Below are 26,222 nucleotides of genomic sequence, written 5' to 3'. Positions count from 1 at the left end.
AAAAGCGAGGCCCGTGTGTCCGAAACAATCCGTTACACCGGTAACGCGCTTGGCATAGCGCGACCTGATGGCCCATGCGTACCATGAACCCATCTTCCAACAGCAACTTAGCGCGACAGGAACCTGGGAATCCGCATGATCACCCGCTCTCTCCTGCGCGACCTGGTGGCTGGCATCCTGGTGGCCTCGGGCCTGGTCGGCGCGGTAGCCGCCAGTCATGCCCAGGTCGCGTTCTGGCAACAAAACCGTGTTGAAGCCCGGGCGGTGCGATTGCAGTCCGGCGATGGCTGGCAGGTCGCCAGCGTGCGCGCCGAAAGCCGCGACCACGTACAGGCGCAGATCGACCGCATGGAAGCCCGCGCCCGCGCCGACGACCGCCTGAGCGGCCGCCGCGCCGCTGCCATGCAGGGGACTCGCGACGACAACCGTGCGCGAGCCCAGGATCAGCGCAGCAACCCTTCCGACTCCCGCAACGACTCGCGCCCCACCAACGTGGGTCCCGGCTGGCAGGCAGGCGGCCGCGACAACGGCGGACGCTGACTCGATTTTTGCGGCCGGTGCTCGCGTGGCGCCGACGCCTTGGGAAACGCGCTGCGGAACTCGCCCCACGCCCCGGTTGTCTGTATTTGCGTGTGTGCCCCACTTTCCGGGTGTCGCACACAGGCTGCCGCCCGGCGCTGCCCGGGGCTCACAGCGTGCCGTCCAGTGCAGACGGCAATCGAACTGACCTGCCTCTGCCCGACACCTCCTGTCGGACCCGATCATGACAGCTCGGGCGCAGCCTCCAGAATGACAATAATTCTGTGAGGTTTGTCATGTCACCCCTGCTTAGCGACCTGGTCGAACACGCCGGCCAGTTATCGCTGTCTGTCTTGTTCATGGGCATCCTTACCCTGGTCCTTTACAGCGAAACGCATATCAGCGAACACGCCGCCACCTTTATCAAGAGCCTGCTCGCGGGCGGCTGGCATTAGCGTCGCCCTGCGCGTCTGCTGACGCACTTCCCCTCCCTGGCCGTGACCGCCGGCGTACAATGGCTGCCGGCTGGCACGCGTGTGCCGCCGTTTTCCCGAACTGCCACGCACGTCCCTACGCCATGCCTGCCGCCACGCCAGCCAGTCCCGCAACCACTCGCGCCCCCGCTCCGGCCCGCGGCAAGTCCAAGCTGCTGACGGTCGCGCTGGCGTTCCTGTTCGGCAGCCTCGGGGCGCACCGCTTTTACCTGGGCGGGCTGCGCGACGTGTACGGCTGGGCTCACCTGCTGGGGCTGCTCGCCGGCGTCATCGGCATTGCCTCGATGACGACTGATGCCGGGACACCAGCGCTCAACTGGACGTTCGCCGTTGCCGGCGGGGTCTCGGTCATCAGCGCCTTCCTTGCCGCGATCGTCTATGGCCTGCGCCCGGACGATAGATGGGACGCGCGCTTCAACCCCCATGGCAAGCCGACACGCTCCGGCTGGCCGGTCGTGATCCTGGTGATCCTGTCCCTGCTGATCGGCACCGGCCTGCTGATGGCGGGGCTGGCCATCAGCTTCCAGACCTTCTTCGAATCGCAGGTCGAGGCCGCGCGCGAGCTGTCGCAATAGCCGCGGTGGCACGCGACCTTGGCCTGCCCACTTCCACGGCCAGCGCCCGGCCGGCCGGCGTGAACAAGCGCCAAGTGCCTGCCAAGTCGCGCGCCTTGGTCGAATTCTTTGCCGAGCGCTTTGGCGATCCGCCTTACTGCAAACTCCCTGACGCCTGATTGCTGCCTGCACTTGCGCCCGGTCAATGCAGGCGCAATCGGCAATGCCCCTTTCGCGCAAATCGCCCATACTGGAAAGACCGTCCGATCCTGGCGGCGACATGCGCGGCGGAGCGTGGCTCTGGCGGCGCAAAGGAGCACCAATCGACATGCCAACGTATGACGAAGGACGCCTGGCGGCCATCGCCGTCAGGCTGGCGCTGTCCTCCGGACTGCCGCCATCGAGCGCAAAGGCCGCACTGGACCTGGCCAGCCGCATGATCGGCGACCAGCAGGCCACCGAAGCCGCTCAGAACAAAGAGCCTTGCGGATCATCCTTGCCGCGTGGTCCCGCGGGCGGCCGGAATCGCGAAGTATCCAGTTCGAACCGGTTATAGCGGAAGCCGAGCCGGTCGGCGGCCTTGTAGAAACGCTGACGCAGCAAGTCCGCCCACACGCCCGTACCCCGCATGCGCGTGGCAAAGCTGGCATCGTAGGCTTTGCCTCCGCGCATGTCCCGAACGCGGTTCATGACCCGCTCGGCGCGGTCGGGGAAATGCGCCTGCAGCCATTCCTCGAACAGCGGCCGCACCTCCCAGGGCAGCCGCAGCACGATGTAGTTCGCATAGACGGCGCCTGCCTCGCGCGCCGCTTCCAGCACACGCTCCAGGTCAGGCTCGGTGATGAACGGGATCACCGGGGCAATGCTCACGCCCACCGGAATGCCGGCGTTGGTCAGCGTGCGGATCGTACGCAGCCGCCGTGACGGCGTCGCCGCACGCGGCTCGAGCGTGCGCGCAATGTCCGCATCCAGCGTGGTGATGGTGACCGCGGCCACCGCGAGCCGCTTGGCGGCCATCGGCGCCAGCAGGTCGATATCACGCTCGATCAGTGACGACTTGGTGATCAGTGCGACCGGATGATCGTGCTCGCTCAGCACCTCGAGGAGGCCGCGGGTGATGCGTTGCTCGCGCTCGATCGGCTGGTAGGCGTCGGTGTTGACGCCAAGCGCGATGGTCTCGCAGCGGTACGAGGGCCAGGCCAGCGCTTCGCGCAGCTTCTCGGCCGCGTTGGCCTTGGCGAACAGCCGGGTTTCGAAGTCGAGTCCTGGCGACAGGTCAAGGTAGGCGTGCGTGGGCCGCGCAAAACAGTAGATGCAGCCGTGCTCGCAGCCGCGGTACGGGTTCAGCGAGACGTCAAACGGGATATCTGGCGACGCGTTGCGGGTCAGGATCGAACGCGCACGTTCGATGCGTACCTGCGTGCGCAGCGGCGGCAAGGGCGTTTCCGGCGCCGGGGCGGTGTTGGAGGCATCCACCGGATGCGCCTGCCCGACTGGGGTGGCCGGCTGGTCCATGTCCGGCGTACCCCAGCCGTCGTCGAAGGTCTCGCGCTGGTCTCGCTCGAAGCGTCCCTGCAGGTTGCTGACCGCGCCGCGTCCCTTGCGCGCGACGGGCGGCCGCGGACCCGCCTGCGTATCGGCATCGGGAGCCGTGCCTTGAGAGGACTTGGTGGGGCGCTTCATGTTTGCCGGCATCGTTGGCCTGGCATGCGTGATCAGGCCGGCTGGCTCTTGTCCTCGACCGAGATTGCCAGCGTTTCCTTGATTTCTTCCATGACGACATAGCTTTTCGACTGCGCGGCGCCGGGCAGCTGCAACAGGATGTCGCCCAGCAGCCGCCGGTATTCGCCGATCTCGCGGATGCGCGCCTTGATGAGGTAGTCGAAATCGCCCGACACGAGGTGACATTCCAGCACTTCCGGGATGCGCAGCACCTCGCGCCGGAACTGCTCGAACATATTGCCCGATTTATTGCCGAGCGAGATCTCGACGAATACCAGCAGCGCGCTGCCCAGCAAGGATGGGTTCAGCCGCGCGTAGTAGCCCATGATGACACCATCGCGCTCCAGGCGCTTGACCCGCTCGATGCAAGGCGTGATGGTCAGGCCGACCGCCTCCGCCAGGTCTTTCATCGAGATCCTGCCGTCTGCCTGCAGCAGCGTCAGGATCCTGCGGTCGAGCCGGTCGAGGGTGCGTACGGGCTGACGGCTTGTTCTCATTAGTTTTTCCTGTTTTGCTGAGAAATTCGGTAACTATGACTGGAATGTCTTCAATAGTATAGAGACAAATCCTTCTTCAACCTGACATCGTAGTTGGGAGCCCCCGAACATGCGCGTTCTCGTACTTGGCAGTGGCGTAATTGGCGTCACCAGTGCGTGGTATCTGGCCAAGGCCGGTCATGAAGTGACCGTCGTCGATCGCGAGGCCGGGCCCGCGCTTGGCACCAGCTTTGCCAACGCGGGGCAGATCTCCCCGGGCTATGCGTCGCCGTGGGCTGCGCCGGGCGTGCCGCTGAAGGCGATCAAGTGGATGTTCCAGAAACACGCTCCGCTGTCCATCCGTCCGGACGGCACGCTGTTCCAGCTGCAATGGATGTGGCAAATGCTGCTGAACTGCAGCGCCGAGCGCTACGCCGTAAACAAGGAGCGCATGGTGCGGCTGGCCGAATACAGCCGCGACTGCATCCGCGCACTGCGCGCGGAAACCGGCATCGCATATGAAGGCCGCCAGCAAGGCACGCTGCAGGTGTTTCGCACCGACGAGCAGCTGCAAGGCGCGGCCAAGGACATCGCCGTGCTGGAAGAAGCCGGCGTGCCCTACCAGTTGCTTTCGCGCGAAGAACTCGCCGCGAGCGAACCGGCGCTGGCCGCAGTCAGCCACAAGCTGAGCGGCGGCCTGCGCCTTCCCAACGATGAAACCGGCGACTGCCAGTTGTTCACGACACGGCTTTCGCACATGGCCGAGACGCTGGGCGTCAGGTTCCTGTACAACCGCTCGATCGACAGCCTGATGACGCAGGGCGATGCCGTCACCGGCGCCGTCGTCAACGGCGAGCCGATCTCCGCCGACCTGGTGGTCGTGGCGCTGGGCAGCTGGTCGACGCAGCTGGTGAAGCCGTTCCTGTCTGGCATGTCCAACCTGCCGGTGTACCCCCTCAAGGGCTTCTCGATCACGGTGCCGCTCATCGACGCCTCGCGCAGCCCGGTGTCAACGGTGCTGGATGAAACCTACAAGGTTGCCATCACCCGCTTCGACGATCGCATCCGCGTCGGCGGCATGGCGCAGATCGTCGGCTATGACCGCGGCCTGGACCCGGCCAAGCGCCGCACGCTGGAACACGTGGTCACGGACCTGTTCCCCGGCGCCGGCGATGTCAGCCAGGCCGCCTTCTGGACCGGCCTGCGCCCGATGACGCCGGACGGCACGCCGATCGTCGGCCCGACGCAGGTACGCGGCCTGTGGCTGAACACCGGGCACGGCACACTGGGCTGGACCATGGCCTGCGGCTCCGGCAAGCTGCTGTCGGACCTGGTTTCCGGGACTTCGCCGGCGATCCGTGCCGATGACCTGTCGGTGGGACGCTACCTCAAGCCCACGCGCCATCACGTAGCACCGCGGCCGGCGCATGCCTGACGGCGGCAACGCATAAACAACAAGGGCGGCCCAGCGGGCCGCCCTTGTTGTTTGCAGGTATCGCGCCCCCCTAGTCCACAAGACGCAAAAAAGCCGTTCGCGGGAAATCCCGGGAACGGCTCCTTTTGCGAACAGTGCCGGCCGCGTCACCTGCATCACGGCCGGCAAGCTGACGGCATCAGCCCAGCGCGGCTACCAGCTCCGGCACCACGGTGTTCAGATCGCCCACCAGGCCGTAGTCGGCCACGGAGAAGATCGGGGCTTCGGCATCCTTGTTGATCGCGACGATCACCTTGGAGTCCTTCATGCCCGCCAGGTGCTGGATCGCGCCGGAGATACCGACGGCGATGTACAGCTGCGGCGCGACGATCTTGCCGGTCTGGCCGACCTGGTAGTCGTTCGGCACGAAGCCGGCGTCCACGGCGGCGCGCGAGGCACCCAACGCGGCGCCCAGCTTGTCGGCCAGCGGCGTCAGCACCTTGGTGTAGTTCTCGCCCGAACCCACGCCACGGCCACCCGAGACGATAATCTTGGCGGCGGTCAGTTCCGGACGGTCGCTCTTGGCCACTTCGCGCGAAACGAACTGCGAAACACCTGCATCGGCCACGGCCGGCAGGGTTTCGACGGCGGCCGAGCCGCCTTCGGCCGCGGCGGCGTCAAACGCGGTGCCGCGCACGGTGATCACCTTGATCTTGTCTTCCGACTTGACCGTGGCAATGGCGTTGCCGGCGTAGATCGGACGCTCGAAGGTGTCCGGGGCGTCGACCTTGGAGATTTCCGAGATCTGGGCCACGTCCAGCTTGGCGGCCACGCGCGGCAGGATGTTCTTGCCGTATGGGGTAGCCGGAGCCAGGATGTGCGAGTAGTCGTTGGCGATGGCCAGCGCCTGCTCGGCCACGTTCTCGGCCAGGCCGTCGCCAAAGTAGGCGGCGTCGGCCAGCAGGACCTTGGTCACGCCGGCGATCTTGGCGGCGGCGTCGGCCGCGGCCTTGGCGTTGGAACCGGCCACCAGCACGTGCACGTCGCCGCCGCATTGGGCTGCGGCGGTCACGGTGTTCAGCGTGGCGCCCTTGATCGATTGATTGTCGTGTTCAGCAATGACGAGTGCAGTCATGTTATTTCTCCCCCGCGCTCTCAGATAACCTTGGCTTCGTTCTTCAGCTTCTGCACCAGCGTCGCGACGTCCGGCACCATCACACCTGCGCTGCGCTTGGCAGGCTCGACCACCTTCAGGGTCGACAGGCGCGGCTTCACGTCGACGCCGAGGTCTTCCGGCTTGACGGTATCCAGCGGCTTCTTCTTGGCCTTCATGATGTTCGGCAGCGTGACGTAGCGCGGCTCGTTCAGGCGCAGGTCGGTCGTCACCACGGCCGGCAGCGTCAGCGACAGCGTTTCCAGGCCGCCGTCGACTTCACGGGTCACCGAAGCCTTGCCATCGGCCACCACCACCTTCGAGGCGAACGTGGCTTGCGGCAGGCCGGCCAGCGCGGCCACCATCTGGCCGGTCTGGTTCGAGTCATCGTCGATGGCTTGCTTGCCCAGGATCACCAGTTGCGGCTGCTCCTTGTCGATCAGCGCCTTCAGCAGCTTGGCCACGGCCAGCGGTTGCAGGTCTTCGTTCGACTCCACCAGGATGCCGCGGTCGGCACCAATGGCCATCGCGGTGCGCAGGGTTTCCTGGCACTGCGTGACACCGCACGAGACGGCGACGACTTCGGTAACGACGCCGGCTTCCTTCAGGCGCACGGCCTCTTCGACGGCGATTTCGTCGAACGGGTTCATGCTCATCTTGACGTTGGCCAGATCGACGCCCGTGCCGTCCGCCTTGACGCGGACCTTGACGTTGTAATCCACCACCCGCTTGACTGCGACGAGTACTTTCATGCGCTCACTCCACTGATAGCTGATAGTCAGAAATTTAGTTCGCTCGTCATTATAACCACCGGGTTGGCGGCTCTCCTGTTTTTCGAACGATCGTACTATTTTATCGGCAAAATGATGCCGGGCATAGCCCGGCAGTCATCAGCCGTCCGGAGATTGTGCCGGAAATTGAGGCTTGCACGCATCGTCTGATTGGACGGAAACCTCAAAGTGACCGGTACTTAACCGCGCTTACCAGGCGGTGATCACGGATTCCTTGAAGGTAGAAGTGACGTACTGCTTGATTTCGGGCGAGTGGTACGCCTTCACCAGCTTGGCCACCCAGGGCTTGCTCTTGTCGGCCTCGCGGATCGCGATGAGGTTGGCGTATGGGCCCTTGGGGCCTTCGATGGCAATCGCATCCTTGATCGGCGACAGGCCAGCCGATTCCGCGTAGTTGCCGTTGATCGCCGCGGCATCCAGGTCATCCAGCGAGCGCGGCAGTTGCGCGGCATCCAGCTCGACAATGCGGATCTTCTTCGGGTTCTCGGCGATGTCCAGCGGAGTCGCCTTCAGTCCGGCGTTGGGCTTGAGCTTGATCACGCCCTTGCTTTGCAGCAGCAGCAGGCCGCGGCCGCCATTGGTCGGATCGTTGGGCACGCCCACGCGCGCGCCCTGCTTGAGCTGGTCGAGCGACTTGATCTTCTTGGAGTACACGCCCATCGGGAAGGTCACGGTATAGGCGATATGCGTGAACTTGTAGCCGCGGTCCTTGATCTGGGCTTCCAGGTAAGGCAGGTGCTGGTAGCTGTTGGCATCCAGGTCGCCGGCGGCCAGCGCGGCGTTGGGCTGGATGTAGTCGCTGAACTCGACCACCTGGATGTTCAGGCCGTCCTTGGCGGCGACCTTTTTCACCTGTTCCATGATCTGGGCGTGCGGGCCACCGGTCACGCCGATCTTGATCGGCTTTTCCTGGGCGATCGCGCCGGTGGCCAGCGAGACGCCGAGCGCGGCGCCGAGTATCCATTGCAGCAGGTTGCGACGTTGCATGATGTACGTTCCTATCTCGAAAAAGGTTTGGTTCAACGGTGGCTGATGCGCCGGACCAGCCAGTCGCCGAAGCTTTGCACCGCCTGCACGAAGATGATCAGGATCACCACCACCGCCACCATCACCTCGGTGATGTAACGCTGGTAGCCATAGCGGATGCCCAGGTCGCCCAGGCCGCCGCCGCCGATCGCACCGGCCATGGCCGAGTAGCCGACCAGGCTGACGAAGGTGATGGTCAGGCCGGCGACGACGCCGGGCATGGCCTCGGGCAACAGTACTTTCCACACGATCTGGCCGGTAGTCGCGCCCATCGACTGGGCAGCCTCGACCAGGCCCTTGTCGACTTCGCGCAGCGCGCTTTCGACCAGGCGGGCAATAAACGGGACCGCCGCGATGGTCAGCGGCACGATCGCCGCGGTGGTGCCGATCGACGAACCCACGATAAAGCGCGTGAACGGGATCACCACCACCAGCAGGATGATGAACGGGATCGAACGCACCGCATTGACCATCACGCCGATGGTGCGGTTGAACAGCGGGTGCGACAGCACGCCGCCGCGGTTGGTCAGGTGCAGCAGCACGCCCAGCGGTACGCCCAGCAGCGAGCCGACCACGCCCGAGATCGCCACCATCAGCAGCGTCTCGTTGAACGAGGTCAGGAACAGGTCAGACATTTCAGACCACATGCTCGAACTCCTCCACCACGACGCCTTGCGCCTGCAGGTATTCCATTGCCGCCTTCACGTCGGCCAGCTCGCCGGTGGCCATGATCGCCAGCGAGCCGAAGGCCTGGCCCTGGATTTCGTCGATATGGCCGTGCAGGATGTTGAAGTCCAGCCCGTAGCGGCGGATCGCCTGCGCCAGCACCGGCTGGTCGACACCCTCGCCGGTGAATGCGAGGCGGTAGACGTGGTCGCGGCCGTTGCCGAGCCGGCTTTCGACGCGCTTGAGCACGCTTGCCGGCAGCTCCTGCGAAATGACATCGCCGATCATGGCGCGGGTGACGTCGTGCTGCGGACGCAGGAACACGTCGATCACGCGGCCCTGCTCGACCACCTGGCCGGCCTCGAGCACGGCAACCCGGTCGCACACCTGCTTGATGACCTCCATCTGGTGCGTGATCATCACGATGGTCAGGCCCAGCTCGCGGTTGATCTGCTTGAGCAGTTCCAGGATGGAACGCGTGGTTTCCGGGTCCAGCGCCGAAGTGGCTTCGTCAGACAGCAGCACCTTGGGCTTGCTTGCGAGCGCGCGCGCAATGCCCACGCGCTGCTTCTGCCCGCCGCTGATCTGCGCCGGGTAGCGGTCCTTCAACGCCGACAGTCCGACCAGGTCCAGCAACGGCAGTACAGTGGCGGCGATTTCCGCCTTGGGCTTGCCCGCCAGCTCCAGCGGCAGCGCCACGTTGTCATAGACGGTGCGCGACGACAGCAGGTTGAAATGCTGGAAGATCATGCCGATCTCGCGCCGGGCCAGGCGCAGCGCGCCGTTGTCCAGCGCAGTCAGATCCTGGCCAGCGACGACCACGCGGCCGCTGCTGGGCCGGTTCAGCAGGTTGATGGCGCGAACCAGCGTGCTCTTGCCGGCGCCGCTGCGGCCGATGATGCCGAAGACTTCGCCCGCTGCAATCGACAGGCTGACGTCCCGCAATGCATGCACGTCGCCAGACGCGCCTGGGAAGCGCTGCGACAGTCCTTGCAGTTCGATCATGGAAAGGTGACCAAAAGAAAACGGCAACAGGCGAGGTTGTCTCGAGCGCTGTTGCCGCACTTATTTTTGTAAAACGCGTATTTTATGCGATTCGCTTCATACCATAAACGAATTTTTACCGATGTCTTTATGCTCACTCAGCATAAAGGATCCAGGGAAGTCGACTATTCGCCGCGCCAGGACGGCGCACGCTTGTCGAGGAAGGCCTGCACGCCTTCCAGCGCGGAATCATCCATCATGTTGCAGGCCATCGTCTGGCCCGCCAGCTGGTAGGCGGCTTCGATACCCATTTCAAGCTGGCGGTAGAACAGCCCCTTGCCGGCGGCGACGGCCGCTGCCGGCTTGGCGCAGATGCTGGCGGCCAGACGCGCCACCTCTTCGTCCAGTGCCGCGGCCGGCACCACGCGGTTGACCAGCCCGCGCTCGCGCGCGGTGGCGGCATCGATCATGTCGCCGGTCAGCAGCATTTCCATTGCCTGCTTGCGGTGCAGGTTGCGCGACAGCGCCACGCCCGGCGTCGAGCAGAACAGGCCGAGATTGACGCCGGACACCGCAAAGCGCGCGTCATCGGCGGCAATCGCGAGATCGCACATCGCCACCAGCTGGCAGCCGGCCGCGGTGGCGATGCCTTGTACCCGCGCGATCACGGGCTGCGGCATCTTCTGGATCGCCATCATCACGCGCGTGCAGCGGTCGAAGAGGCGCCGGTAGTAGTCGTGCGACGGAGTCGCGCGCATCTCGCGCAGGTCATGGCCGGCGCAGAAGGCCTTGCCGGCACCGGCCAGCACCACGACGCGCACGGCGTCGTCTGCGGCGAGCCGGCGGAAGGTCTCGGCCAGCGCATCGAGCAGGCCTTCGGACAAGGCGTTGAAGGCCTGCGGCCGGTTCATGGTCACGCGCACCACGCCCGCGGCATCGCGCGTTTCGGTCAGCAGCGGCGCGTCCACGCGCGCATCGTTCTCGGCCATGACGGATGCCTCCTATCGTTCCAGCAGGACTTTCAGGTGGGCCAGCACGCTGCGGCCGAGCGCGCTCAGGTTATAGCCGCCTTCCAGGCAGCTGACGATGCGCCCCTGCGCATGCGCGCGCGCTACGTCGACAAGCTGGCCGGTGATCCACGCATAGTCCTGTTCCACCAGGCCCATCTGTCCCAGGTCGTCCTCGCGGTGCGCGTCAAAGCCGGCGGAGATGAACAGCATCTGCGGGCGGAACTCGTGCAGGCGCGGCAGCCAGATGGTCTCGACCACCTCGCGCACGGCCATGCCGTTGGTGTAGGCCGGCAGCGGGATGTTTGCCATATTGGCCGCCAGGTGCTCGGTGCCGCTGTATGGGTAGAACGGGTGCTGGAAGAAACTGCACATCAGCACATGCTCGTCGCCGCGAAAGGCCGACTCGGTGCCGTTGCCGTGGTGGACATCGAAATCAATGATGGCGACGCGTTCCAGCCCATGCGCCTGCAGCGCGTGGCGTGCGGCAATGGCCACGTTGTTGAAGAAGCAGAAACCCATGGCGCGGTCCGGCTCGGCATGGTGGCCGGGCGGGCGTACGCAGCAGAAAGCGTTCTCGAACTCGCCGGAGATCACCGCATCGGTCGCTGCCACCGCGGCGCCGGCGGCCAGCCTGGCCGCGCTCAGCGTGTGGGCGTTCATCGACGTATCCGGGTCGATCGGGTAGTAGCCGCTGGCCGGGCTGCTGCTTTCCAGAGAATCGACATAGTCGGCCCGGTGCACACGCTCGATCTGCTCGCGCGTGGCCGGCGTGGGCTCGCGGCGCTCCAGCAGGCCGTCCATGCCGTGCGAAATCAGGTGATCCTCGATCGCCTGCAGGCGTTCCGGACACTCGGGATGAAAATGCCCCATCTCGTGCCGCTGGAACTCGGGGTGCGTGTAATAGCCTGTCGGCATCTCTTATCGTCGCTCGGTTGTCTCCATTCGCTACGTTAGCACAGGGCGGACCTTGCCACCCAATGCGCGTCCTCGCTGGCGAGGCTTTGGCAAGCCCATTCGCGCAGGTTCGCGCCCGGCCGCTGCAGTGGCATCCGCTATACTCGGAGCGACTTGCAAAGGACACCATGACCGACACCCAGCGCTCACTGCGACGCCCCCTGCTGGGCGCCGCGCTTTCCGCTGCCGCACTCGGACTCTGCGGCCTCTCCCCCAGCCTTCTCGCCGCCGGCAAGCGCCGCGTCAGCGTGCGTGAAGAAGAAATCGAACCCGGCCGCTACCGCGACAACCCGCAAACCCGCGCCTTTATCGATGAAATGGTGGCACGCCACGGCTTCGACCGCGGCGCGCTGCAGGACTGGTTCGGCCAGGCGGTCTATTCCGCGACCGTAGTACGGCTGATCATGCCGCCCGCCACTACCGGCCGCAAAAGCTGGCGCGCCTACCGCTCGCGCTTTATCGAGCCGATCCGCATCAATGCCGGCGTGCGCTTCTGGCAGGACAACCGCGACGCGCTGCGCCGCGCCGAGTCCGAATTCGGCGTGCCGGCCTCGGTGATCGTCGGCATTATTGGCGTGGAGACCATTTATGGCCGCGACATGGGCACGTTCCGCGTGCTCGATTCGCTGTCGACGCTGGCCTTCGACTACCCCGACACGCCGAACCGCGCCGCGCGCTCCACGCTGTTCCGCAACCAGCTGGCCGACTACCTGCTGTGGTGCCGCGATACGCGCACCGATGTGTACTCGGTGCTGGGCTCATACGCCGGCGCGATCGGCATCCCGCAGTTCATGCCGACCAGCCTGCGCGAATACGCCATCGACTACGACAACAATGGCCGCATCGATCTGCGCAACAGCCCGACCGATGCCATCGGCAGCGTGGCGCGCTTCCTGCAGCTGCACGGCTGGGAACCGGGCCGGCCGGTGGCATGGCGCATTGCCGGCGACAGCGGCAGCCTTGGCGTCGCCACCGCTGCGGCGGATGGCGAGCCGTGGCCGACGCGCACGCTCAACCAGCTGGCCCGCGCCGGCCTGCGCGTGGACGAGCCCATCGACACGGCGCGCGAAGGCGAAACCGGCGTGCTGGTGGTGGACCTGCCCACGCCGGACCAGCCAACTGAATACCTGCTGGGCTTGCGCAACTTCTATGTGCTGACGCGCTACAACCGCAGCTTCTTCTACGCGCTGGCGGTGTACCAGCTGGGCGAAGCGGTCAAGGCAGCAATGGGCTGAGCCACCTCCGGCACCCGGACGCAAAAATGCCTCGCTTGCGCGAGGCATTTTTTTGTCCGGCGCCGCCGCCGGGATCTGGCCCGGTCAGTCCGGATCAGGCCGGAAACATCAGGCCGGGAACACGCCGGTCGACAGGTAGCGGTCGCCGCGATCACACACCACGAAGACGATGGTGGCGTTCTCCACTTCCTCGGCGATCCGCAGCGCAACGCACAATGCGCCGGCCGCGGAAATGCCGCAGAAGATGCCCTCTTCAGCCGCCATGCGGCGCGCCATGTGCTCGGCATCGGCCTGGCTCACCGGCTCGGTGCGGTCGATATGCGCGGGGTCATAGATCTTGGGCAGGTAGGCTTCCGGCCACTTGCGGATGCCCGGGATGCGAGAGCCTTCGGCCGGCTGGGCGCCGATGACCTGGATAGCCGGGTTCTGCTCCTTCAAAAATCGCGACACGCCGGTGATGGTGCCGGTCGTGCCCATCGCCGAAACAAAATGGGTGATGCGGCCATCGGTATCGCGCCAGATCTCGGGGCCGGTGCCTTCGTAATGGGCTTGCGGGTTGTCCGGATTGGCGAACTGGTCAAGGATCACGCCCTTGCCTTCGCGCTCCATCGCGTCCGCCAGGTCGCGGGCGTATTCCATGCCGCCCTTCACCGGGGTCAGCACGATCTCGGCACCATAGGCCGCCATGCTCTGGCGCCGCTCCAGGCTCAGGTCCTCGGGCATGATCAGCACCATCTTGTAGCCGCGGATCGCGGCCGCCATGGCCAGCGCGATGCCGGTATTGCCCGAAGTGGCCTCGATCAGCGTATCGCCCGGCTTGATGCGGCCGCGCGCCTCGGCGCGGGCGATCATTGATACCGCCGGGCGGTCCTTGACCGAACCGGCGGGGTTGTTGCCTTCCAGCTTGCCGAGAATCACATTGCCGCGCGCGTCGTTGTCGGCACCGGGAATGCGCTGCAGTCTGACCAGAGGCGTATTGCCGATGGTGTCTTCAATAGTCTTGTAAGCCATGGGGGAGGGGGAGGCGATGGTAGGTCAGGTTCGCGGGCCATTGTAATCCAGTCACCTTTCCCTCGCCGGCAGGCGGGATTTGCGCCAATGCGCGCCGCCCGCTCCCCGCCACCCCGCGCGACTCAGTCGGCCTCGTGGTTGCCTTCACCCAGCAGGTGGTACAGCAGGATGCAGCCAAAGGTTGCGGTACCGATGCCACCCAGCGTCATACCGCCCAGCTTCAGCGTCAGGTCGCCCGCGGCCACCGTCAGGGTGGCGCCGACCGTGATCAGGTTGCGCGAACTGGAGAAATCCACCTTGTTCTGCACCCAGATCCGGCCCGCCGTCGCGGCGATCAGGCCGAACACCACGATGGTCAGCCCGCCGATCACCGGCCCCGGGATGGTCAGGATCAGCGCACCGAACTTGGGCGAAAAACCCAGCAGGATGGCCACCGCCGCCGCCACCACGAAGATCAGCGTGGAGTAGATCTTGGTGACCGCCATCACGCCCATGTTTTCGGCATACGTGGTCACGCCGGTGCCGCCGCCGCCAGCCGACAGCATGGTCGCGATGCCGTCGCCGATAAACGCCCGGCCGATATACGGATCGAGGTTGCGGCCCGTCATCACGCCGATGGCCTTGATGTGGCCAAGGTTCTCCGCCACCAGCACGATCGCCACCGGCGCGATCAGCAGCATGGCGCTGGCCTCGAACACCGGCGTGGTGAACGCAGGCAGACCGAACCAGCTGGCCGCGGCAACGCCGGAGAAATCGATCGGCTTGCCCAGTCCCATCACGCTGGTGCCCACGTAGTAGGCAACGTACCCGGCCAGTCCGCCGATCAGCACCGGCAGGCGGCCGAGCATGCCCGGCGCGCGCACCGCGACCAGGCCAACTGCCAGCACCGTCAGCAGGCCCACCCAGGTATCGAGCGAGGAGCCGCTGACCGCCTTGACCGCAACCGGTGCCAGGTTCAGCCCGATGGCCGCGACGATCGCGCCGGTGACCACCGGCGGCATCAGCTTTTCCACCCAGGCGTAGCCCACGGCCTGCACCACCAGGCCGATCAACGTGTAGAGGGCACCCGCTGCAATGATGCCGCCCAGTGCCACCGGGATATTGAGGTTGGGGCCGCTGCCGGCGTAGCCGGTGGCGGCGATCACCACGGCAATGAAGGCAAAGCTGGAGCCGAGGTAGCTGGGCACCCGGCCGCGCACGCACAGGAAGAAGATCAGCGTGCCGATACCGGAAAACAGGATGGCGATATTGGGATTGAAGCCCATCAGGATGGGCGCGATAGCGGTCGAGCCGAACATCGCCACCACGTGCTGGATGCCGGCCAGCAGCGTCTGTCCGGCCGGCAGCCGTTCGTCGGGCCCGATTACCCCTTCGGTCTTGAGCCGCCATTTCGGCAGGAAACCCGCGTCCTCGCCATTCGCCATATGTTGTGCTCCCTGTGTCCGGGCGGGCCGCTCCGTCAGCGGCCGCCGCGATTGTGGTTGGTGATCGCCGCCAACCGGCTGCATATTGCCGGTCAGCACGCGCGCGCAGCAGATCCTGCCGGCGCGGCGTCCGCATGATACTCCGCAGCCGGATGGCTGCGAAGCCGCACAGATGTAGCATGAGACGTACCAGCAACGACGAGCCCGGACACATCCGGATCCGGCACAGGGCGACAGGCTCCGCTGCCGTTTCAGCGACCTGCCTTGCCGGCGCCGGCTGGCGGTGTGGCAGACGCCTTGGCGGCCTTGGCCGCGGGAGCCGCGGGAACCGCCGGAGCCGGTGCAGCAGCGGGGGCCGCGCCGAACACCAGCCCCCCTTCCTGCAACCTGGCCACGGACTTCGGCCCTACCCCGCTGACACGCTCGGCAAGATCGGCGGCATCCTTGTACGGGCCGCGCTTGTTGCGCTCATTGACGATATTGCGTGCGGTGGCGGGGCCAACGCCCTTGACCGAAGTCAGCGCGGCCTCGTCGGCCGTATTGACGTCGATGGCGGCATGCGCAGCGCCGCCAGCGCACAGGCACATCGCAGCCAGCAGAGAAAAACGACGGACGAGTTGCCAGACCCAATGCTTGAACATGAAAGCTCCTTTGCTGTGGATGGTGTGAAGTACCACCCCGCCATCGCGGCGAGGCCAGCTCAGGATAGGTTCAGCGCGCCACGGCGGCGCGTACGGCAACACAAGTTGACACCGGCCGCACGAAAACGTGTCGGCCGGTCATTGGGATCGCGGTAATGCGGGGTTCAGGCGTCAGCCGTTGCGCTCGATCAGCCAGCGGCAGTAGCGCGCCACGCCTTCCTCGACCGTCAGGAAGGCCTCGCTGTAGCCGGCGCCGCGCAGCTTTGACACATCGGACTGCGTAAAGCACTGGTACTTGCCGCGCAGCGCGTCCGGGAACTTGACGTACTCGACCAGGCCTTCCTGCACCAGTTCGTCCAGCGACAGGCGCGGCTTGCCTTCCGCCTCCCGCAGCGTGTTGACCACCGTGACGGCGATGTCGTTGAACGGCTGCGCCCGGCCGGTGCCCAGGTTGAAGAGGCCGGACTTCTCGGGATGGTCCAGGAAATACAGGTTGACCTTGACCACGTCCTCGACCGAGATGAAGTCGCGGCTCTGCATGCCGGGACCATAGCCGCCGTACTCGCCGAACAGCTTCACGGTACCGTCGGCGCGGAACTGGTTGAAATTGTGGAAGGCCACCGAGGCCATGCGGCCCTTGTGGTTCTCGCGCGGACCATACACGTTGAAATAGCGGAAGCCGACGATCTGCGACAACGCCGACGGCAGCCTGCGCCGCACGATCTGGTCGAACAGGAACTTGGAGTACCCATACACGTTCAGCGGACGCTCGAACTCGCGGTCCTCGCGGAACACCTGCGACGCGCCGTAGGTGGCGGCCGACGATGCATAGAGGAACTGCGCGCCCTGCTCCAGGCAGCTCTCCATCAGCGACAGCGTGTAGCGGTAATTGTTCTCCATCATGTAGCGCCCGTCGCTCTCCATGGTGTCGGAGCAGGCGCCTTCGTGGAACACCGCGCGGACCTTGCCGAACTGCCCCTTTGCAAAGCGCTCGAGGAAGTCCTCCTTGTCCAGGTAGTCGGAGATCTCGCAGTCGACGAGGTTGTGGAACTTGTCGGCGCGGGTCAGGTTGTCGACGGCGATGACATTGGTCTCGCCCCGGTCGTTCAGGCCCTTGACGAGGTTGCTGCCGATAAAGCCGGCGGCGCCGGTCACGATGATGGTCATGGTCGCTTCAGTAATGGGCGCCGCGCATCACGGGGCGGCGCCGAACAATTCAGGGTAGGTGACGACGGCGGTGCCGAGCTTGCCGACCACGATGCCGCCGGCGCGGTTGGCATGCTGCACGGCCTCCTTGAGCGGCACGCCGGCGCCAAGCATGGTGGCCAGGGTGGCGATCACGGTATCGCCGGCACCGGATACATCATAGACCTCGCGCGCCTGGGCCGAGACATGCAGCACTTCGGCTTCCGTGTAGAGCGTCATGCCCTCCTCCGAGCGCGTCAGCAGCAGCGCCTCGAGCTGCAGTTCGCGGCGCAGGTTCTGTGCGCGGATGGTGAGATCGGCCTCGGTCTTCCAGGCGCCGACCACGGCACGCATCTCGGAGCGGTTGGGGGTGATCAGCGTGGCGCCGCGGTAGCGCGAGTAGTCGTCGCCCTTGGGGTCGATCAGCACCTTGCGCCCCGCCGCACGGCCGGCGTCGATCATGCGGGAAACGTGCGTCAGGCCGCCCTTGCCGTAGTCGGACAGCACCAGCACCTGGTAGTCGTTGATCAGGCCCTGGAACCGGTCCTGTACTGCGGCCAGCACTTCGTGCGCCGGGGCGTTCTCAAAGTCCACGCGCAGCAGTTGCTGCTGGTGGGCGACCACGCGCAGCTTGATGGTGGTGTTGAGCTTGGGGTCGCGGTGCAGGTAGGGCTCGACGTGGCTTTCGGCGAGCAGCGCCTCGAGCGTGCGCGCCGGCTCGTCGTCGCCGACCACGCCCAGCATGCCCACGCGCGCGCCCAGCGCGGCGGCGTTGCGCGCCACGTTGGCCGCGCCGCCCAGGCGCTCGTCACTGCGCTTGACCTGCACTACCGGCACCGGGGCTTCCGGCGAGATGCGTTCGACGTCGCCGAACCAGTAGCGGTCCAGCATCATGTCGCCGACCACCAGGATGTGGGACTGCCGGATCTGTTCCTGCGGGATGGTCTTGTTCATGTAGATCCTTGGCGATTGCGAGGCAGCCAGCGCCGCCTCGTCAGCATGTCGGTTGATCAGTCGTTGACCCGTGCACGCTCTATTTGTTCGCGAAATCGTACGCGGCCTGTTGTCCGGGCCGGGCCGGGCGGCCGATGGCGTGGTACTCGACGCCACTCTCGGCCATCGCCTGTGGCTCATACAGGTTGCGCCCGTCGAAGATCACCGGCGTCTTCAGCCTGCGACTGATCTGGCCGAAGTCCGGGCTGCGGAATACCTTCCATTCGGTCACGATGACCAGCGCGTCGGCGCCGTCCAGCGCATCCATCTGGTTGTCGTGGAAGCTGACGCGCGCCATCGCGTCCGGCAGATCGGACAGGTCGGCCTCCAGCGCGCGGCGCGCTTCGGCCATCGATACCGGGTCGTGCACGCGCAGTGCCGCGCCGCGCGACACCAGCTCCCGCGCCAGGACCCGCGACGGCGCCTCGCGCATATCGTCGGTATTGGGCTTGAATGCCAGCCCCCAGATGGCAAAAGTGCGGCCGGCAAGGTCGTCGCCGAAGCGGCGCACGATCTTCTCGCCCAGCACGCGCTTCTGTGCGCCATTGACCGCCTCCACCGCCTCGAGCACGCGCATGGGCTTGCCATGGTCGGCCGCGGTGCGCATCAGCGCCTGCACGTCCTTGGGAAAGCACGAACCGCCGTAGCCGGCGCCGGCATACAGGAAACTGTAGCCGATACGCGGATCCGAGCCGATACCCATCCGAACCAGTTCGATATCGGCGCCGACCTCGTCGGCCAGGTTGGCCAGTTCGTTCATGAACGAGATACGCGTGGCCAGCATCGAATTGGCGGCGTACTTGGTGAACTCGGCGGAGCGCACGTCCATATAGAAAGTACGCTCATGGTGCCGGTTGAACGGCGCGTACAGCGTGCGCATGGTGGCCTGCGCATGCCGGCCGGCGGCGTCCGGGTTGCAGCCCAGCACGATGCGGTCGGGGCGCATGAAATCCTCGACCGCCGCGCCCTCCTTCAGGAACTCGGGATTCGACACCACCGAGAACTGCAGGTCTTCGAGCCCGCGCGCGGCCAGTTCCTCGCGGATCGCGGCAGTGACACGGTCGCCCGTGCCCACCGGCACGGTGGATTTGTCGACCACCACCTTGAACCCGGTCATGTGCCGGCCGATATTGTGCGCCGCGGCCAGCACGTACTTGAGGTCCGCCGAGCCGTCTTCGTCCGGCGGCGTGCCGACGGCGATGAACTGCACGTCGGCATGCTCCACGCTGGCGGCGACGTCGGTGGAAAAAACCAGGCGGCCGGCCGCGCGGTTGCGCTGGATCAGCTCCTGCAGGCCCGGCTCGTAGATCGGCACGCCGCCAGCATTGAGCAGCGCGATCTTCTTTTCGTCCAGGTCGAGGCAGAACACATCGTTGCCCAGCTCCGCCAGGCAGGCGCCGGTGACGAGGCCGACATAGCCGCTGCCGATAATGGTGACTTTCATGGCTTCAGATCAGGTTCTGTGGTGCTGCGCGCCGGGCTTAGCCGAGCGTCTCGGAACGCCGCGGGGCGTAGGTTTCCCAGCGGTTGCAACCCGGGCATTGCCAGTAGAACAGGCGGGCGCGGAAACCGCATTCGCGGCAGGTGTAGCGCGCCAGGTTGCGCGTGCGCGCCTGCAGCAGGTCGCGGATCGCGCCGGTTTCCTGATCGCGGTCGCCGGCACCGTCCTCGGCGGGGGCATCGGCACCGGCCGGCACTTCGGCCGAGGTTACGGCGGCCTGCGCCTCGAAGTACTTTGTCAGCGCCAGCAGCGTGGGCTGGCGCCGCAATTGCTCGCGCATCAGGCGCGCCGCGGCCTCGGGGCCGTTCGTTTCAAGCTCGGCCTTGTAGGCGGTGTCGAGCAGTTCAGGCGCCAGCTTGCCCTTGAGCAGGCCATGCAGCCACTCCAGCGCCGAGCCTTCCTGCTGCAGGCCGGCATAGGCCTTGACCACGCGGTCGGCAACCAGCGGCAGAAAAGAGGCGTCCTGCCGCTCGATGCCCAGCCAGTGGCCGAGCGCGGCACGCGCGTCGCCAGCGGCGGCCGCCACGTCGCCCAGCAGGATGGGCGCGCGCACATTGGCCGGATTTTCCTCGATGGCCTGGTTCAGCCACTTCACCGCATCCTCGGGGCGCTTGCGCTGCAGCGCGTCCTGCGCCAGTTCGCAGCAGAACTGGGCGATCTGCAGGCTATAGCTCTTCTGCTCCAGGGTCTGCAATTCGCGCGCGGCGTCGATGGCCTTTTGCCACTCTTTCTCAACCTCGTACAGCTCGAGCAGCACGCGCTTGGCCGAGGCTGCATATGGGCCGGACATCAGCCGCCGCAGCGACTCCTCGGCCCGGTCCAGCAGGCCGGCGCGCAGGAAGTCCTGGCCCAGTTCGTAGAGCGCATGTTCGCGCTCCGGCTCGGGCAGGTCGGGACGGGTCGCAAGATTCTGGTGCACGCGGATGGCGCGCTCGGTTTCGCCACGGCGGCGGAACAGCGCGCCGAGGGCAAAGTGGAGTTCGGTGGTTTCGGGATCAAGGCGCGCCACCTCGATAAAGGCGTCGATGGCCTTGTCGGGTTGCTCGTTGAGCAGGAAATTGAGGCCCTTGAAATACGAACGCGGCAGCGCACCCTGCTCGCTGATGAGCTGTCGCACGTCAAAGCGCGCCGCCATCCAGCCGAGGCCAAAGACAAGTGGCAGCGCCAGCAACCACCAGGTTTCAAACATCATGGATCAGACTTTCGGGCCGACTACGTTGTAAGGGACCGGCTTGGCGTCGCGCGGCGTAGCCGCGCTTGCAACTGCCGGCTGCGGCGATGCGGATGCGGATGCGGCGGCCGCCTGAACCTGCGTCAGTGCGCGGCGCAGCCTGGCGATCTCCATGCGCTGGCGCATCAGGCCAGGCGCCACCGAGGCCAGCGCCGCGACTGCGCCAAGCACGAAGGCGGCGAACAGGATCAGGATCAGCGGGGCGTGCCAGACGGCGTTGAAGAAGAGCTGCAGCGAAGCGTCGGCGGTATTGCGCAGCGCCAGCACGAACAGCAGCACGAATACGACGATACGGACGATCCAGGCGAACAGTTTCATGCAGGTAGGCAGCTTGGCAGCGTGACGTTTAGGCGGCGCAGGCGCTTGTGCGCGGGCCGGCAATGACCCCGGCATTGTAACGGAATCACTTCATCGATTCGGTAACGCGGCGGTTACGGGAGGCTAACGCGCGCGGCTCAGCGGGCGCTGACATGGATTGGGCGGCGAAGCCTCGTCGGCAGCGAGCAACGCGGGCCACTAAGCGCAGAACAAAAAAGCGCCCCGAAGGGCGCTTTTTTTACTTGCCAGACAACTGGGCAGGCAGACGATGCTCAGGGGCGGACCAGGTTCAGTCCACCCTCGTGCAGCGCCGCCGCAGCGGCGCCAGCGCTTGCCTTGCCCGGCACGGCCTGGGCCGTGCTGACGGAATGGCCGTTGCCATTGACGCCCGCGGGCGTCGGCTGGCTGCGGTCAACCCGTTCGCGCAACTCCTTGCCCGCCTTGAAGTGCGGTACCCGTTTTTCAGGTACCAGCACCCGCTCGCCGGACTTGGGATTGCGCCCCACGCGAGGCGGACGCTTGTTCAGACCAAAACTGCCGAATCCGCGGATCTCGATGCGATGGCCATCGGCCAGCGCCTCGGACATCGCGTCGAGTATCGTTTTGACCGAGATGTCCGCATCCCGCAGCAGCAGCTGGGGGAAGCGGGCAGCCAGTTTTTCGACGAGCTCCGACTTGGTCATGGGCATTCGCGCAAGCGCGGGGGCCTGCGATTACTGGTTGTCCTGGCCGAGCTTGGCCTTCAGCAGGGCGCCAAGGTTGGTCGTGCCAGCCGTGCCGGTGTCAGCCTGGAACTTCTGCATCGCTTCTTGCTGCTCTGCGCTGTCCTTGGCCTTGATCGACAGGTTGATGTTGCGCGACTTGCGGTCGACGTTCACCACCAGGGCGGTGATCTGCTCGCCTTCCTTCAGCACGTTGCGGGCGTCTTCCACGCGGTCAGCGGAGATTTCCGAAGCACGCAGGTAGCCTTCCACGTCGTCAGCCAGCTGGACCACGGCGCCCTTGGCGTCAACGGCCTTGATGGTGCCGGTAACGATCGAGCCCTTGTCGTTGGCCGAGATGAAGTTGTTGAACGGATCGCCCGACAGCTGCTTGATGCCCAGCGAGATGCGCTCCTTGTCGACGTCGATGCCCAGAACCACGGCTTCGACTTCGTCGCCCTTCTTGTACTTGCGCACGGCGTCTTCGCCGGACTCTTGCCAGGACAGGTCGGACAGGTGCACCAGGCCGTCGATGCCACCAGGCAGGCCGATGAACACGCCGAAGTCGGTGATCGACTTGATCTGGCCGCTCAGCTTGTCGCCCTTCTTGTGGTTACGCGAGAAATCGTCCCACGGATTGGCCTTGCACTGCTTCATGCCCAGGCTGATACGACGCTTGTCTTCGTCGATATCCAGGACCATGACTTCCACTTCGTCGCCCAGCTGGACAACCTTGGACGGGGCAACGTTCTTGTTGGTCCAGTCCATTTCCGACACGTGCACCAGGCCTTCGATGCCGGCTTCGATCTCGACGAACGCGCCGTAGTCGGTCAGGTTGGTCACCTTGCCGAACAGGCGGGTGCCTTGCGGGTAGCGGCGCGAGATGCCGACCCACGGATCTTCGCCCAGCTGCTTCACGCCCAGCGAGACGCGGTTCTTTTCCTGGTCGAACTTGAGGATCTTGGCGGTGATTTCCTGGCCAACCGACAGCACTTCGCTCGGGTGGCGGACACGGCGCCAGGCCAGGTCGGTGATGTGCAGCAGGCCGTCGATACCGCCCAGGTCAACGAACGCACCGTAGTCGGTGATGTTCTTGACGATACCGTTGACGATGGCGCCTTCCTTCAGGGTTTCCATCAGCTTCTGGCGCTCTTCGCCCAGCGTGGCTTCGACCACGGCACGGCGCGACAGCACAACGTTGTTGCGCTTGCGGTCCAGCTTGATGACCTTGAATTCCAGGGTCTTGCCTTCGTACGGGGTGGTGTCCTTGATCGGACGCACGTCAACCAGCGAGCCCGGCAGGAACGCGCGGATGCCGTTGACCATGACAGTCAGGCCGCCCTTGACCTTGCCGGTCACGGTACCCGAGATGATCTCGCCGTCTTCCAGCGCCTTCTCGAGGTTCAGCCACGATGCCAGGCGCTTGGCCTTGTCGCGGGACAGGATGGTGTCGCCATAGCCGTTCTCGAGTGCGTCGATGGCCACGGAGACGTAGTCGCCGGCCTGCACTTCGAGTTCGCCCTGGTCGTTCAGGAACTCCTCCACCGGCACAAATGCCTCGGACTTGAGGCCGGCATTGACGACCACGAAATTGTGGTCGATGCGCACGACTTCAGCGGAGATCACTTCGCCAGCCTTCATATTGGAGCGGGCGATCGATTCCTCGAACAGTGCGGCAAAGGATTCGTTAGTTTGCAGGTCGGACATAAACGTAAGGTGAAATCCGCAGTACGCTGGCCGGCGCGACTATCGCGCTCAGTCTGCCATCGCAGCGGGGTCAGGTTTGACAAAAGCCAGCTTCGGGCCGATCAGGCATATCCGGGCTGGCGCCATCTGGTGCGGGCGAGGTCCGTTCGCTTGTCATGCGTCCGATGCATTCATGCACCGGACCGCACAGCGACAAACCACTCCAGCACCTGCGCCACTGCCTGATCCACCGTCATGTCGGAGGTATCCAGCAGTTTTGCATCCTCGGCGGGACGCAGCGGTGCGGCGGCGCGGTTGCGATCCCGCGCGTCGCGCGCCTCGAGGTCACGCAAAAGGTCTTCAATATTAGCAGAAATTCCCTTATCAATCAATTGTTTATAGCGCCTGCGAGCACGCGCTTCAACACTTGCCGTGAGGAACACTTTCAGCTGGGCGTCCGGAAAGATCACTGTGCCCATGTCACGGCCATCGGCAACCAGGCCAGGCAGCTTGCGGAAGTCGCGCTGCAGCTGGGTCAGCGCGTCGCGCACCGGCTGGTGCACGGCGATGGCCGAGGCGCGGTTACCGATGGCCTCGGCCCGGATCGCCAGGCTGACTTCCTCTCCCTGCAGCCAGACCCTGTCGGGGCCGAACTTCACTTCAAGGCGGGAGGCGACCTTTGCCAGGGTGTCCACGTCGGCCAGGTCAACGCCGGCGCGATCGCTGGCCAACGCCACCAGGCGGTACAGGGCACCGCTGTCGAGCAGGTGGAAGCCCACCGCGTCGGCGACCTTGTGCGCGACCGTGCCCTTCCCCGAGGCGGTCGGCCCGTCAATGGTGATGACGTTGACGATAGTCATTGGTTATGAAACTCAAAGAAACGATTTATTGTTAAACCAACTGAGAATCATTATCATTTGATTCATGGCACTTCGCCGCAATCGCGGCGAGCACGCTCCAGTTTTCAGTTGCGAGGCAATCTACCATGGCAAAAACCCTGACGTTCGGCATCATGCACCTCGGCATCGCTTTCAGCGTGACGTATGCGCTGACCGGCAGCATTGCTATCAGCGGTGCCGTCACGTTCATCGAACCGGCCGTCAATACCGTGGCCCACTACTTCTTCGATCGCTACTGGGAACGGCGCGAACGCCGCCAGGCTGCTGTCAGCCGTGACGCACCCAGCACCCCGGCCACGCCCGCCAACCTGGTCAGCGCGTAACGCCGGCAAACACGCTGAAGTAGTCCGGGAACGTCTTTGCCACGCAACCCGGGTCGTTGATCCGCACCGGCAGCGGCCCGAATGCGGCCAGCGAGAAACACATCGCCATGCGATGGTCATCATAGGTGCCAATGCCGTCGGCCGGGGTCTGCCAGGCAGGCGGCGGCGTCACACGGAGATAGTCCGCCCCTTCTTCCACGACTGCACCCAGCTTGCGCAGTTCCGTTGCCATCGCCGCGATCCGGTCGGTTTCCTTGACGCGCCAGCTGGCGATATTGGTCAGGGTCGTGGTGCCTTCGGCAAACAGCGCCGCCACCGCCAGTGTCATGGCCGCGTCGGGAATGTGGTTGCAGTCCAGTTCGATGCCGTGCAGGCGGCCATCGTCGCGCTCCGTACCGCGCACTTCGATCCAGTTGTCGCCAGCCATGATGTTGGCGCCCATGCGGTTGAGCGCATCGGCGAAGCGCACGTCGCCCTGGATGCTGGTCATGCCCACGCCCTCTACCCGCACCGGGCCGCCGCCGATCGCGCCGGCCGCCAGGAAATACGATGCGGAGGACGCATCGCCCTCCACATAGATCTCGCCGGGTGACTGGTAGGCCGCGCCGGCCGGCAGCACGAAGCGCTCCCAGCCGTGCCGCTCGACCTGGATGCCGAAGCGCGCCAGCAGGTTCAGCGTGATCTCGATATAGGGCTTGGAAATCAGCTCGCCCACCACCTCGATCTCGATCCGGCCGCTTTCGCTTTGCGCCATCGGCAGGCTCATCAGCAGCGCGGTCAGGAACTGGCTCGACACATCGCCGCGCACGCGGATCGGCGCGTCGATGCGGATGCCGGCCGCCTGGATATGCAGCGGCGGGAAGCCTTCATTGCCAAGGTAGTCGATCACTGCGCCGACCTGGCGCAGGCCGTCGACCAGATCGCCGATCGGCCGCTCGTGCATGCGCGGCACGCCCGACAGCTTGTAGCTGCCGCCCTGCAGGGCCAGCGCGGCCGTGAGCGGGCGAATCGCCGTGCCGGCGTTGCCCATGAACAGCTCGGCCGACTTGTTCGGGAAATTGCCGCCGGCGCCGGTGACAATGTAATCGGCGCCATCCTGCTGCCACGCCACGCCCAGCGTGCGCAACGCCTGCAGCATCACGCGGGTGTCGTCGGAATCGAGCAGGTCGCGCACGCGGGTTTCGCCGGTGGCCAGCGCGGCCAGCAGCAGCACGCGGTTGGAGATGCTCTTCGAGCCCGGCAGCCGCACGGTGCCGGTGGCGCGGGTCAGGGGGCCAAGCGTCAGGTGTTCCATGGTCTCGGTAGGCGCCG

27 protein-coding genes are annotated in these 26,222 nt (G+C 65.5%); 6 read left to right on the top strand and 21 right to left on the bottom strand.

Annotation, left to right across the window (positions count from 1 at the left end; all coding sequences use genetic code 11):
- Positions 1 to 135 precede the first annotated feature (135 nt).
- The 3 genes from VSR71_RS11085 (at position 136) to VSR71_RS11075 (ending at position 1,588) form a co-directional block, all read left to right on the top strand.
- Entirely contained in the window at positions 136 to 540 is a 405-nt protein-coding gene (locus VSR71_RS11085; protein ID WP_342913914.1) for a hypothetical protein, read from the top strand.
- Between the two features lie 275 nt (positions 541 to 815).
- The gene (locus tag VSR71_RS11080) at positions 816 to 974 is read left to right on the top strand and encodes a hypothetical protein (RefSeq protein WP_342913913.1); all 159 of its coding nucleotides are present in this window, start codon (positions 816 to 818) and stop codon (positions 972 to 974) included.
- Between the two features lie 122 nt (positions 975 to 1,096).
- Complete coding sequence (locus tag VSR71_RS11075; protein WP_342913912.1) at positions 1,097 to 1,588, top strand: TM2 domain-containing protein; 492 nt, start codon at positions 1,097 to 1,099, stop codon at positions 1,586 to 1,588.
- 447 nt (positions 1,589 to 2,035) lie between these two features.
- Here the strand turns inward: VSR71_RS11075 and VSR71_RS11070 are convergent, their stop codons facing one another.
- Positions 2,036 to 3,250, bottom strand: a complete 1,215-nt coding sequence (locus VSR71_RS11070; protein WP_342913911.1) for a PA0069 family radical SAM protein — start codon at positions 3,248 to 3,250, stop codon at positions 2,036 to 2,038.
- A 32-nt stretch (positions 3,251 to 3,282) separates the two neighbouring features.
- Positions 3,283 to 3,786 (bottom strand): Lrp/AsnC ligand binding domain-containing protein, encoded by a 504-nt coding sequence (locus VSR71_RS11065; protein WP_342913910.1) that lies wholly within the window; start codon positions 3,784 to 3,786, stop codon positions 3,283 to 3,285.
- Between the two features lie 109 nt (positions 3,787 to 3,895).
- On the opposite strand from VSR71_RS11065, the gene VSR71_RS11060 reads away from it, so the two are divergent.
- Positions 3,896 to 5,200: a D-amino acid dehydrogenase gene (locus tag VSR71_RS11060; protein ID WP_342913909.1), complete on the top strand. Its 1,305-nt coding sequence runs from the start codon at positions 3,896 to 3,898 to the stop codon at positions 5,198 to 5,200.
- A gap of 178 nt (positions 5,201 to 5,378) precedes the next feature.
- Here the strand turns inward: VSR71_RS11060 and VSR71_RS11055 are convergent, their stop codons facing one another.
- From VSR71_RS11055 to VSR71_RS11025, 7 genes are all read right to left on the bottom strand, one after another.
- On the bottom strand, positions 5,379 to 6,314 hold the full coding sequence (locus VSR71_RS11055; protein WP_029045693.1) for an electron transfer flavoprotein subunit alpha/FixB family protein: 936 nt from the start codon (positions 6,312 to 6,314) through the stop codon (positions 5,379 to 5,381).
- Between the two features lie 20 nt (positions 6,315 to 6,334).
- A complete protein-coding gene (locus VSR71_RS11050; protein WP_063237092.1) occupies positions 6,335 to 7,084 on the bottom strand; it encodes an electron transfer flavoprotein subunit beta/FixA family protein in 750 nt (249 codons plus the stop codon).
- Positions 7,085 to 7,312: 228 nt separating this feature from the next.
- Positions 7,313 to 8,110, bottom strand: a complete 798-nt coding sequence (locus VSR71_RS11045; RefSeq protein ID WP_342913908.1) for a MetQ/NlpA family ABC transporter substrate-binding protein — start codon at positions 8,108 to 8,110, stop codon at positions 7,313 to 7,315.
- 32 nt (positions 8,111 to 8,142) lie between these two features.
- Positions 8,143 to 8,796: a methionine ABC transporter permease gene (locus VSR71_RS11040; RefSeq protein ID WP_342913907.1), complete on the bottom strand. Its 654-nt coding sequence runs from the start codon at positions 8,794 to 8,796 to the stop codon at positions 8,143 to 8,145.
- Positions 8,786 to 9,820: a methionine ABC transporter ATP-binding protein gene (locus tag VSR71_RS11035; protein WP_342913906.1), complete on the bottom strand. Its 1,035-nt coding sequence runs from the start codon at positions 9,818 to 9,820 to the stop codon at positions 8,786 to 8,788. The genes VSR71_RS11040 and VSR71_RS11035 overlap by 11 nt, the downstream gene beginning before the upstream one ends.
- Before the next feature lie 164 nt (positions 9,821 to 9,984).
- Positions 9,985 to 10,788 carry an enoyl-CoA hydratase gene (locus tag VSR71_RS11030; protein WP_342913905.1) on the bottom strand — a complete coding sequence of 268 codons (804 nt, stop codon included), beginning with the start codon at positions 10,786 to 10,788 and terminating at the stop codon, positions 9,985 to 9,987.
- A gap of 12 nt (positions 10,789 to 10,800) precedes the next feature.
- Entirely contained in the window at positions 10,801 to 11,724 is a 924-nt protein-coding gene (locus VSR71_RS11025; RefSeq protein ID WP_342913904.1) for a histone deacetylase family protein, read from the bottom strand.
- Positions 11,725 to 11,891: 167 nt separating this feature from the next.
- Here VSR71_RS11025 and mltB point away from each other — a divergent pair, with 167 nt between their 5' ends.
- Entirely contained in the window at positions 11,892 to 12,998 is a 1,107-nt protein-coding gene (mltB, locus tag VSR71_RS11020; protein WP_342913903.1) for a lytic murein transglycosylase B, read from the top strand.
- A 108-nt stretch (positions 12,999 to 13,106) separates the two neighbouring features.
- Here mltB and cysM read toward each other — a convergent pair whose 3' ends face one another.
- From cysM to cmk, 11 genes are all read right to left on the bottom strand, one after another.
- Positions 13,107 to 14,009, bottom strand: a complete 903-nt coding sequence (cysM, locus tag VSR71_RS11015) for a cysteine synthase CysM (RefSeq protein WP_342913902.1) — start codon at positions 14,007 to 14,009, stop codon at positions 13,107 to 13,109.
- A gap of 122 nt (positions 14,010 to 14,131) precedes the next feature.
- Positions 14,132 to 15,433 (bottom strand): solute carrier family 23 protein, encoded by a 1,302-nt coding sequence (locus VSR71_RS11010; RefSeq protein WP_342913901.1) that lies wholly within the window; start codon positions 15,431 to 15,433, stop codon positions 14,132 to 14,134.
- 251 nt (positions 15,434 to 15,684) lie between these two features.
- Positions 15,685 to 16,074, bottom strand: coding sequence for a helix-hairpin-helix domain-containing protein (locus tag VSR71_RS11005; protein ID WP_342913900.1), 390 nt, complete (start codon positions 16,072 to 16,074; stop codon positions 15,685 to 15,687).
- A 171-nt stretch (positions 16,075 to 16,245) separates the two neighbouring features.
- Positions 16,246 to 17,241 (bottom strand): ADP-glyceromanno-heptose 6-epimerase, encoded by a 996-nt coding sequence (gene rfaD / locus VSR71_RS11000; RefSeq protein ID WP_342913899.1) that lies wholly within the window; start codon positions 17,239 to 17,241, stop codon positions 16,246 to 16,248.
- Positions 17,242 to 17,268: 27 nt separating this feature from the next.
- Positions 17,269 to 18,213, bottom strand: coding sequence for a D-glycero-beta-D-manno-heptose-7-phosphate kinase (gene rfaE1, locus VSR71_RS10995; RefSeq protein ID WP_342913898.1), 945 nt, complete (start codon positions 18,211 to 18,213; stop codon positions 17,269 to 17,271).
- A 79-nt stretch (positions 18,214 to 18,292) separates the two neighbouring features.
- Positions 18,293 to 19,696 (bottom strand): UDP-glucose/GDP-mannose dehydrogenase family protein, encoded by a 1,404-nt coding sequence (locus tag VSR71_RS10990; protein WP_342913897.1) that lies wholly within the window; start codon positions 19,694 to 19,696, stop codon positions 18,293 to 18,295.
- A 37-nt stretch (positions 19,697 to 19,733) separates the two neighbouring features.
- Positions 19,734 to 20,945 carry a lipopolysaccharide assembly protein LapB gene (lapB, locus tag VSR71_RS10985; protein ID WP_342913896.1) on the bottom strand — a complete coding sequence of 404 codons (1,212 nt, stop codon included), beginning with the start codon at positions 20,943 to 20,945 and terminating at the stop codon, positions 19,734 to 19,736.
- A 3-nt stretch (positions 20,946 to 20,948) separates the two neighbouring features.
- Positions 20,949 to 21,302: a LapA family protein gene (locus VSR71_RS10980; RefSeq protein ID WP_342913895.1), complete on the bottom strand. Its 354-nt coding sequence runs from the start codon at positions 21,300 to 21,302 to the stop codon at positions 20,949 to 20,951.
- 272 nt (positions 21,303 to 21,574) lie between these two features.
- Positions 21,575 to 21,985, bottom strand: coding sequence for an integration host factor subunit beta (locus VSR71_RS10975; protein ID WP_342913894.1), 411 nt, complete (start codon positions 21,983 to 21,985; stop codon positions 21,575 to 21,577).
- 30 nt (positions 21,986 to 22,015) lie between these two features.
- Entirely contained in the window at positions 22,016 to 23,710 is a 1,695-nt protein-coding gene (rpsA, locus tag VSR71_RS10970; protein WP_133094010.1) for a 30S ribosomal protein S1, read from the bottom strand.
- Positions 23,711 to 23,880: 170 nt separating this feature from the next.
- On the bottom strand, positions 23,881 to 24,549 hold the full coding sequence (cmk, locus tag VSR71_RS10965) for a (d)CMP kinase (RefSeq protein ID WP_342913893.1): 669 nt from the start codon (positions 24,547 to 24,549) through the stop codon (positions 23,881 to 23,883).
- Between the two features lie 125 nt (positions 24,550 to 24,674).
- On the opposite strand from cmk, the gene VSR71_RS10960 reads away from it, so the two are divergent.
- Positions 24,675 to 24,911: a DUF2061 domain-containing protein gene (locus VSR71_RS10960; RefSeq protein ID WP_342913892.1), complete on the top strand. Its 237-nt coding sequence runs from the start codon at positions 24,675 to 24,677 to the stop codon at positions 24,909 to 24,911.
- Here the strand turns inward: VSR71_RS10960 and aroA are convergent.
- Positions 24,901 to 26,205: a 3-phosphoshikimate 1-carboxyvinyltransferase gene (gene aroA, locus VSR71_RS10955; RefSeq protein WP_342913891.1), complete on the bottom strand. Its 1,305-nt coding sequence runs from the start codon at positions 26,203 to 26,205 to the stop codon at positions 24,901 to 24,903. The genes VSR71_RS10960 and aroA overlap by 11 nt on opposite strands.
- Between the last annotated feature and the right edge of the window lie 17 nt (positions 26,206 to 26,222).

The organism is Cupriavidus oxalaticus (assembly GCF_038900635.1).
Taxonomy (GTDB): domain Bacteria; phylum Pseudomonadota; class Gammaproteobacteria; order Burkholderiales; family Burkholderiaceae; genus Cupriavidus; species Cupriavidus oxalaticus_B.
The sequence above is the reverse complement of the archived record's forward strand: the minus strand, read 5'-3'. Positions and strand labels throughout refer to the sequence as shown.

Bases quoted from the DNA above. Each gene is read 5' to 3' on its own strand.
- VSR71_RS10960 (WP_342913892.1), top strand. From the start codon at position 24,675: ATGGCAAAAACCCTGACGTTCGGCATCATGCACCTCGGCATCGCTTTC.
- VSR71_RS11065 (WP_342913910.1), bottom strand. From the start codon at position 3,786: ATGAGAACAAGCCGTCAGCCCGTACGCACCCTCGACCGGCTCGACCGC.
- VSR71_RS11045 (WP_342913908.1), bottom strand. From the start codon at position 8,110: ATGCAACGTCGCAACCTGCTGCAATGGATACTCGGCGCCGCGCTCGGC.
- VSR71_RS11080 (WP_342913913.1), top strand. From the start codon at position 816: ATGTCACCCCTGCTTAGCGACCTGGTCGAACACGCCGGCCAGTTATCG.
- VSR71_RS10975 (WP_342913894.1), bottom strand. From the start codon at position 21,985: ATGACCAAGTCGGAGCTCGTCGAAAAACTGGCTGCCCGCTTCCCCCAG.
- VSR71_RS11005 (WP_342913900.1), bottom strand. From the start codon at position 16,074: ATGTTCAAGCATTGGGTCTGGCAACTCGTCCGTCGTTTTTCTCTGCTG.
- VSR71_RS11010 (WP_342913901.1), bottom strand. From the start codon at position 15,433: ATGGCGAATGGCGAGGACGCGGGTTTCCTGCCGAAATGGCGGCTCAAG.
- rfaE1 (WP_342913898.1), bottom strand. From the start codon at position 18,213: ATGAACAAGACCATCCCGCAGGAACAGATCCGGCAGTCCCACATCCTG.
- VSR71_RS11040 (WP_342913907.1), bottom strand. From the start codon at position 8,796: ATGTGGTCTGAAATGTCTGACCTGTTCCTGACCTCGTTCAACGAGACG.
- VSR71_RS10990 (WP_342913897.1), bottom strand. From the start codon at position 19,696: ATGAAAGTCACCATTATCGGCAGCGGCTATGTCGGCCTCGTCACCGGC.
- VSR71_RS10980 (WP_342913895.1), bottom strand. From the start codon at position 21,302: ATGAAACTGTTCGCCTGGATCGTCCGTATCGTCGTATTCGTGCTGCTG.
- VSR71_RS11025 (WP_342913904.1), bottom strand. From the start codon at position 11,724: ATGCCGACAGGCTATTACACGCACCCCGAGTTCCAGCGGCACGAGATG.
- VSR71_RS11060 (WP_342913909.1), top strand. From the start codon at position 3,896: ATGCGCGTTCTCGTACTTGGCAGTGGCGTAATTGGCGTCACCAGTGCG.
- aroA (WP_342913891.1), bottom strand. From the start codon at position 26,205: ATGGAACACCTGACGCTTGGCCCCCTGACCCGCGCCACCGGCACCGTG.
- VSR71_RS11070 (WP_342913911.1), bottom strand. From the start codon at position 3,250: ATGAAGCGCCCCACCAAGTCCTCTCAAGGCACGGCTCCCGATGCCGAT.
- cysM (WP_342913902.1), bottom strand. From the start codon at position 14,009: ATGGCTTACAAGACTATTGAAGACACCATCGGCAATACGCCTCTGGTC.
- mltB (WP_342913903.1), top strand. From the start codon at position 11,892: ATGACCGACACCCAGCGCTCACTGCGACGCCCCCTGCTGGGCGCCGCG.
- rfaD (WP_342913899.1), bottom strand. From the start codon at position 17,241: ATGACCATCATCGTGACCGGCGCCGCCGGCTTTATCGGCAGCAACCTC.
- VSR71_RS11030 (WP_342913905.1), bottom strand. From the start codon at position 10,788: ATGGCCGAGAACGATGCGCGCGTGGACGCGCCGCTGCTGACCGAAACG.
- lapB (WP_342913896.1), bottom strand. From the start codon at position 20,945: ATGATGTTTGAAACCTGGTGGTTGCTGGCGCTGCCACTTGTCTTTGGC.
- cmk (WP_342913893.1), bottom strand. From the start codon at position 24,549: ATGACTATCGTCAACGTCATCACCATTGACGGGCCGACCGCCTCGGGG.
- VSR71_RS11035 (WP_342913906.1), bottom strand. From the start codon at position 9,820: ATGATCGAACTGCAAGGACTGTCGCAGCGCTTCCCAGGCGCGTCTGGC.
- VSR71_RS11075 (WP_342913912.1), top strand. From the start codon at position 1,097: ATGCCTGCCGCCACGCCAGCCAGTCCCGCAACCACTCGCGCCCCCGCT.
- VSR71_RS11085 (WP_342913914.1), top strand. From the start codon at position 136: ATGATCACCCGCTCTCTCCTGCGCGACCTGGTGGCTGGCATCCTGGTG.
- VSR71_RS11050 (WP_063237092.1), bottom strand. From the start codon at position 7,084: ATGAAAGTACTCGTCGCAGTCAAGCGGGTGGTGGATTACAACGTCAAG.
- VSR71_RS11055 (WP_029045693.1), bottom strand. From the start codon at position 6,314: ATGACTGCACTCGTCATTGCTGAACACGACAATCAATCGATCAAGGGC.
- rpsA (WP_133094010.1), bottom strand. From the start codon at position 23,710: ATGTCCGACCTGCAAACTAACGAATCCTTTGCCGCACTGTTCGAGGAA.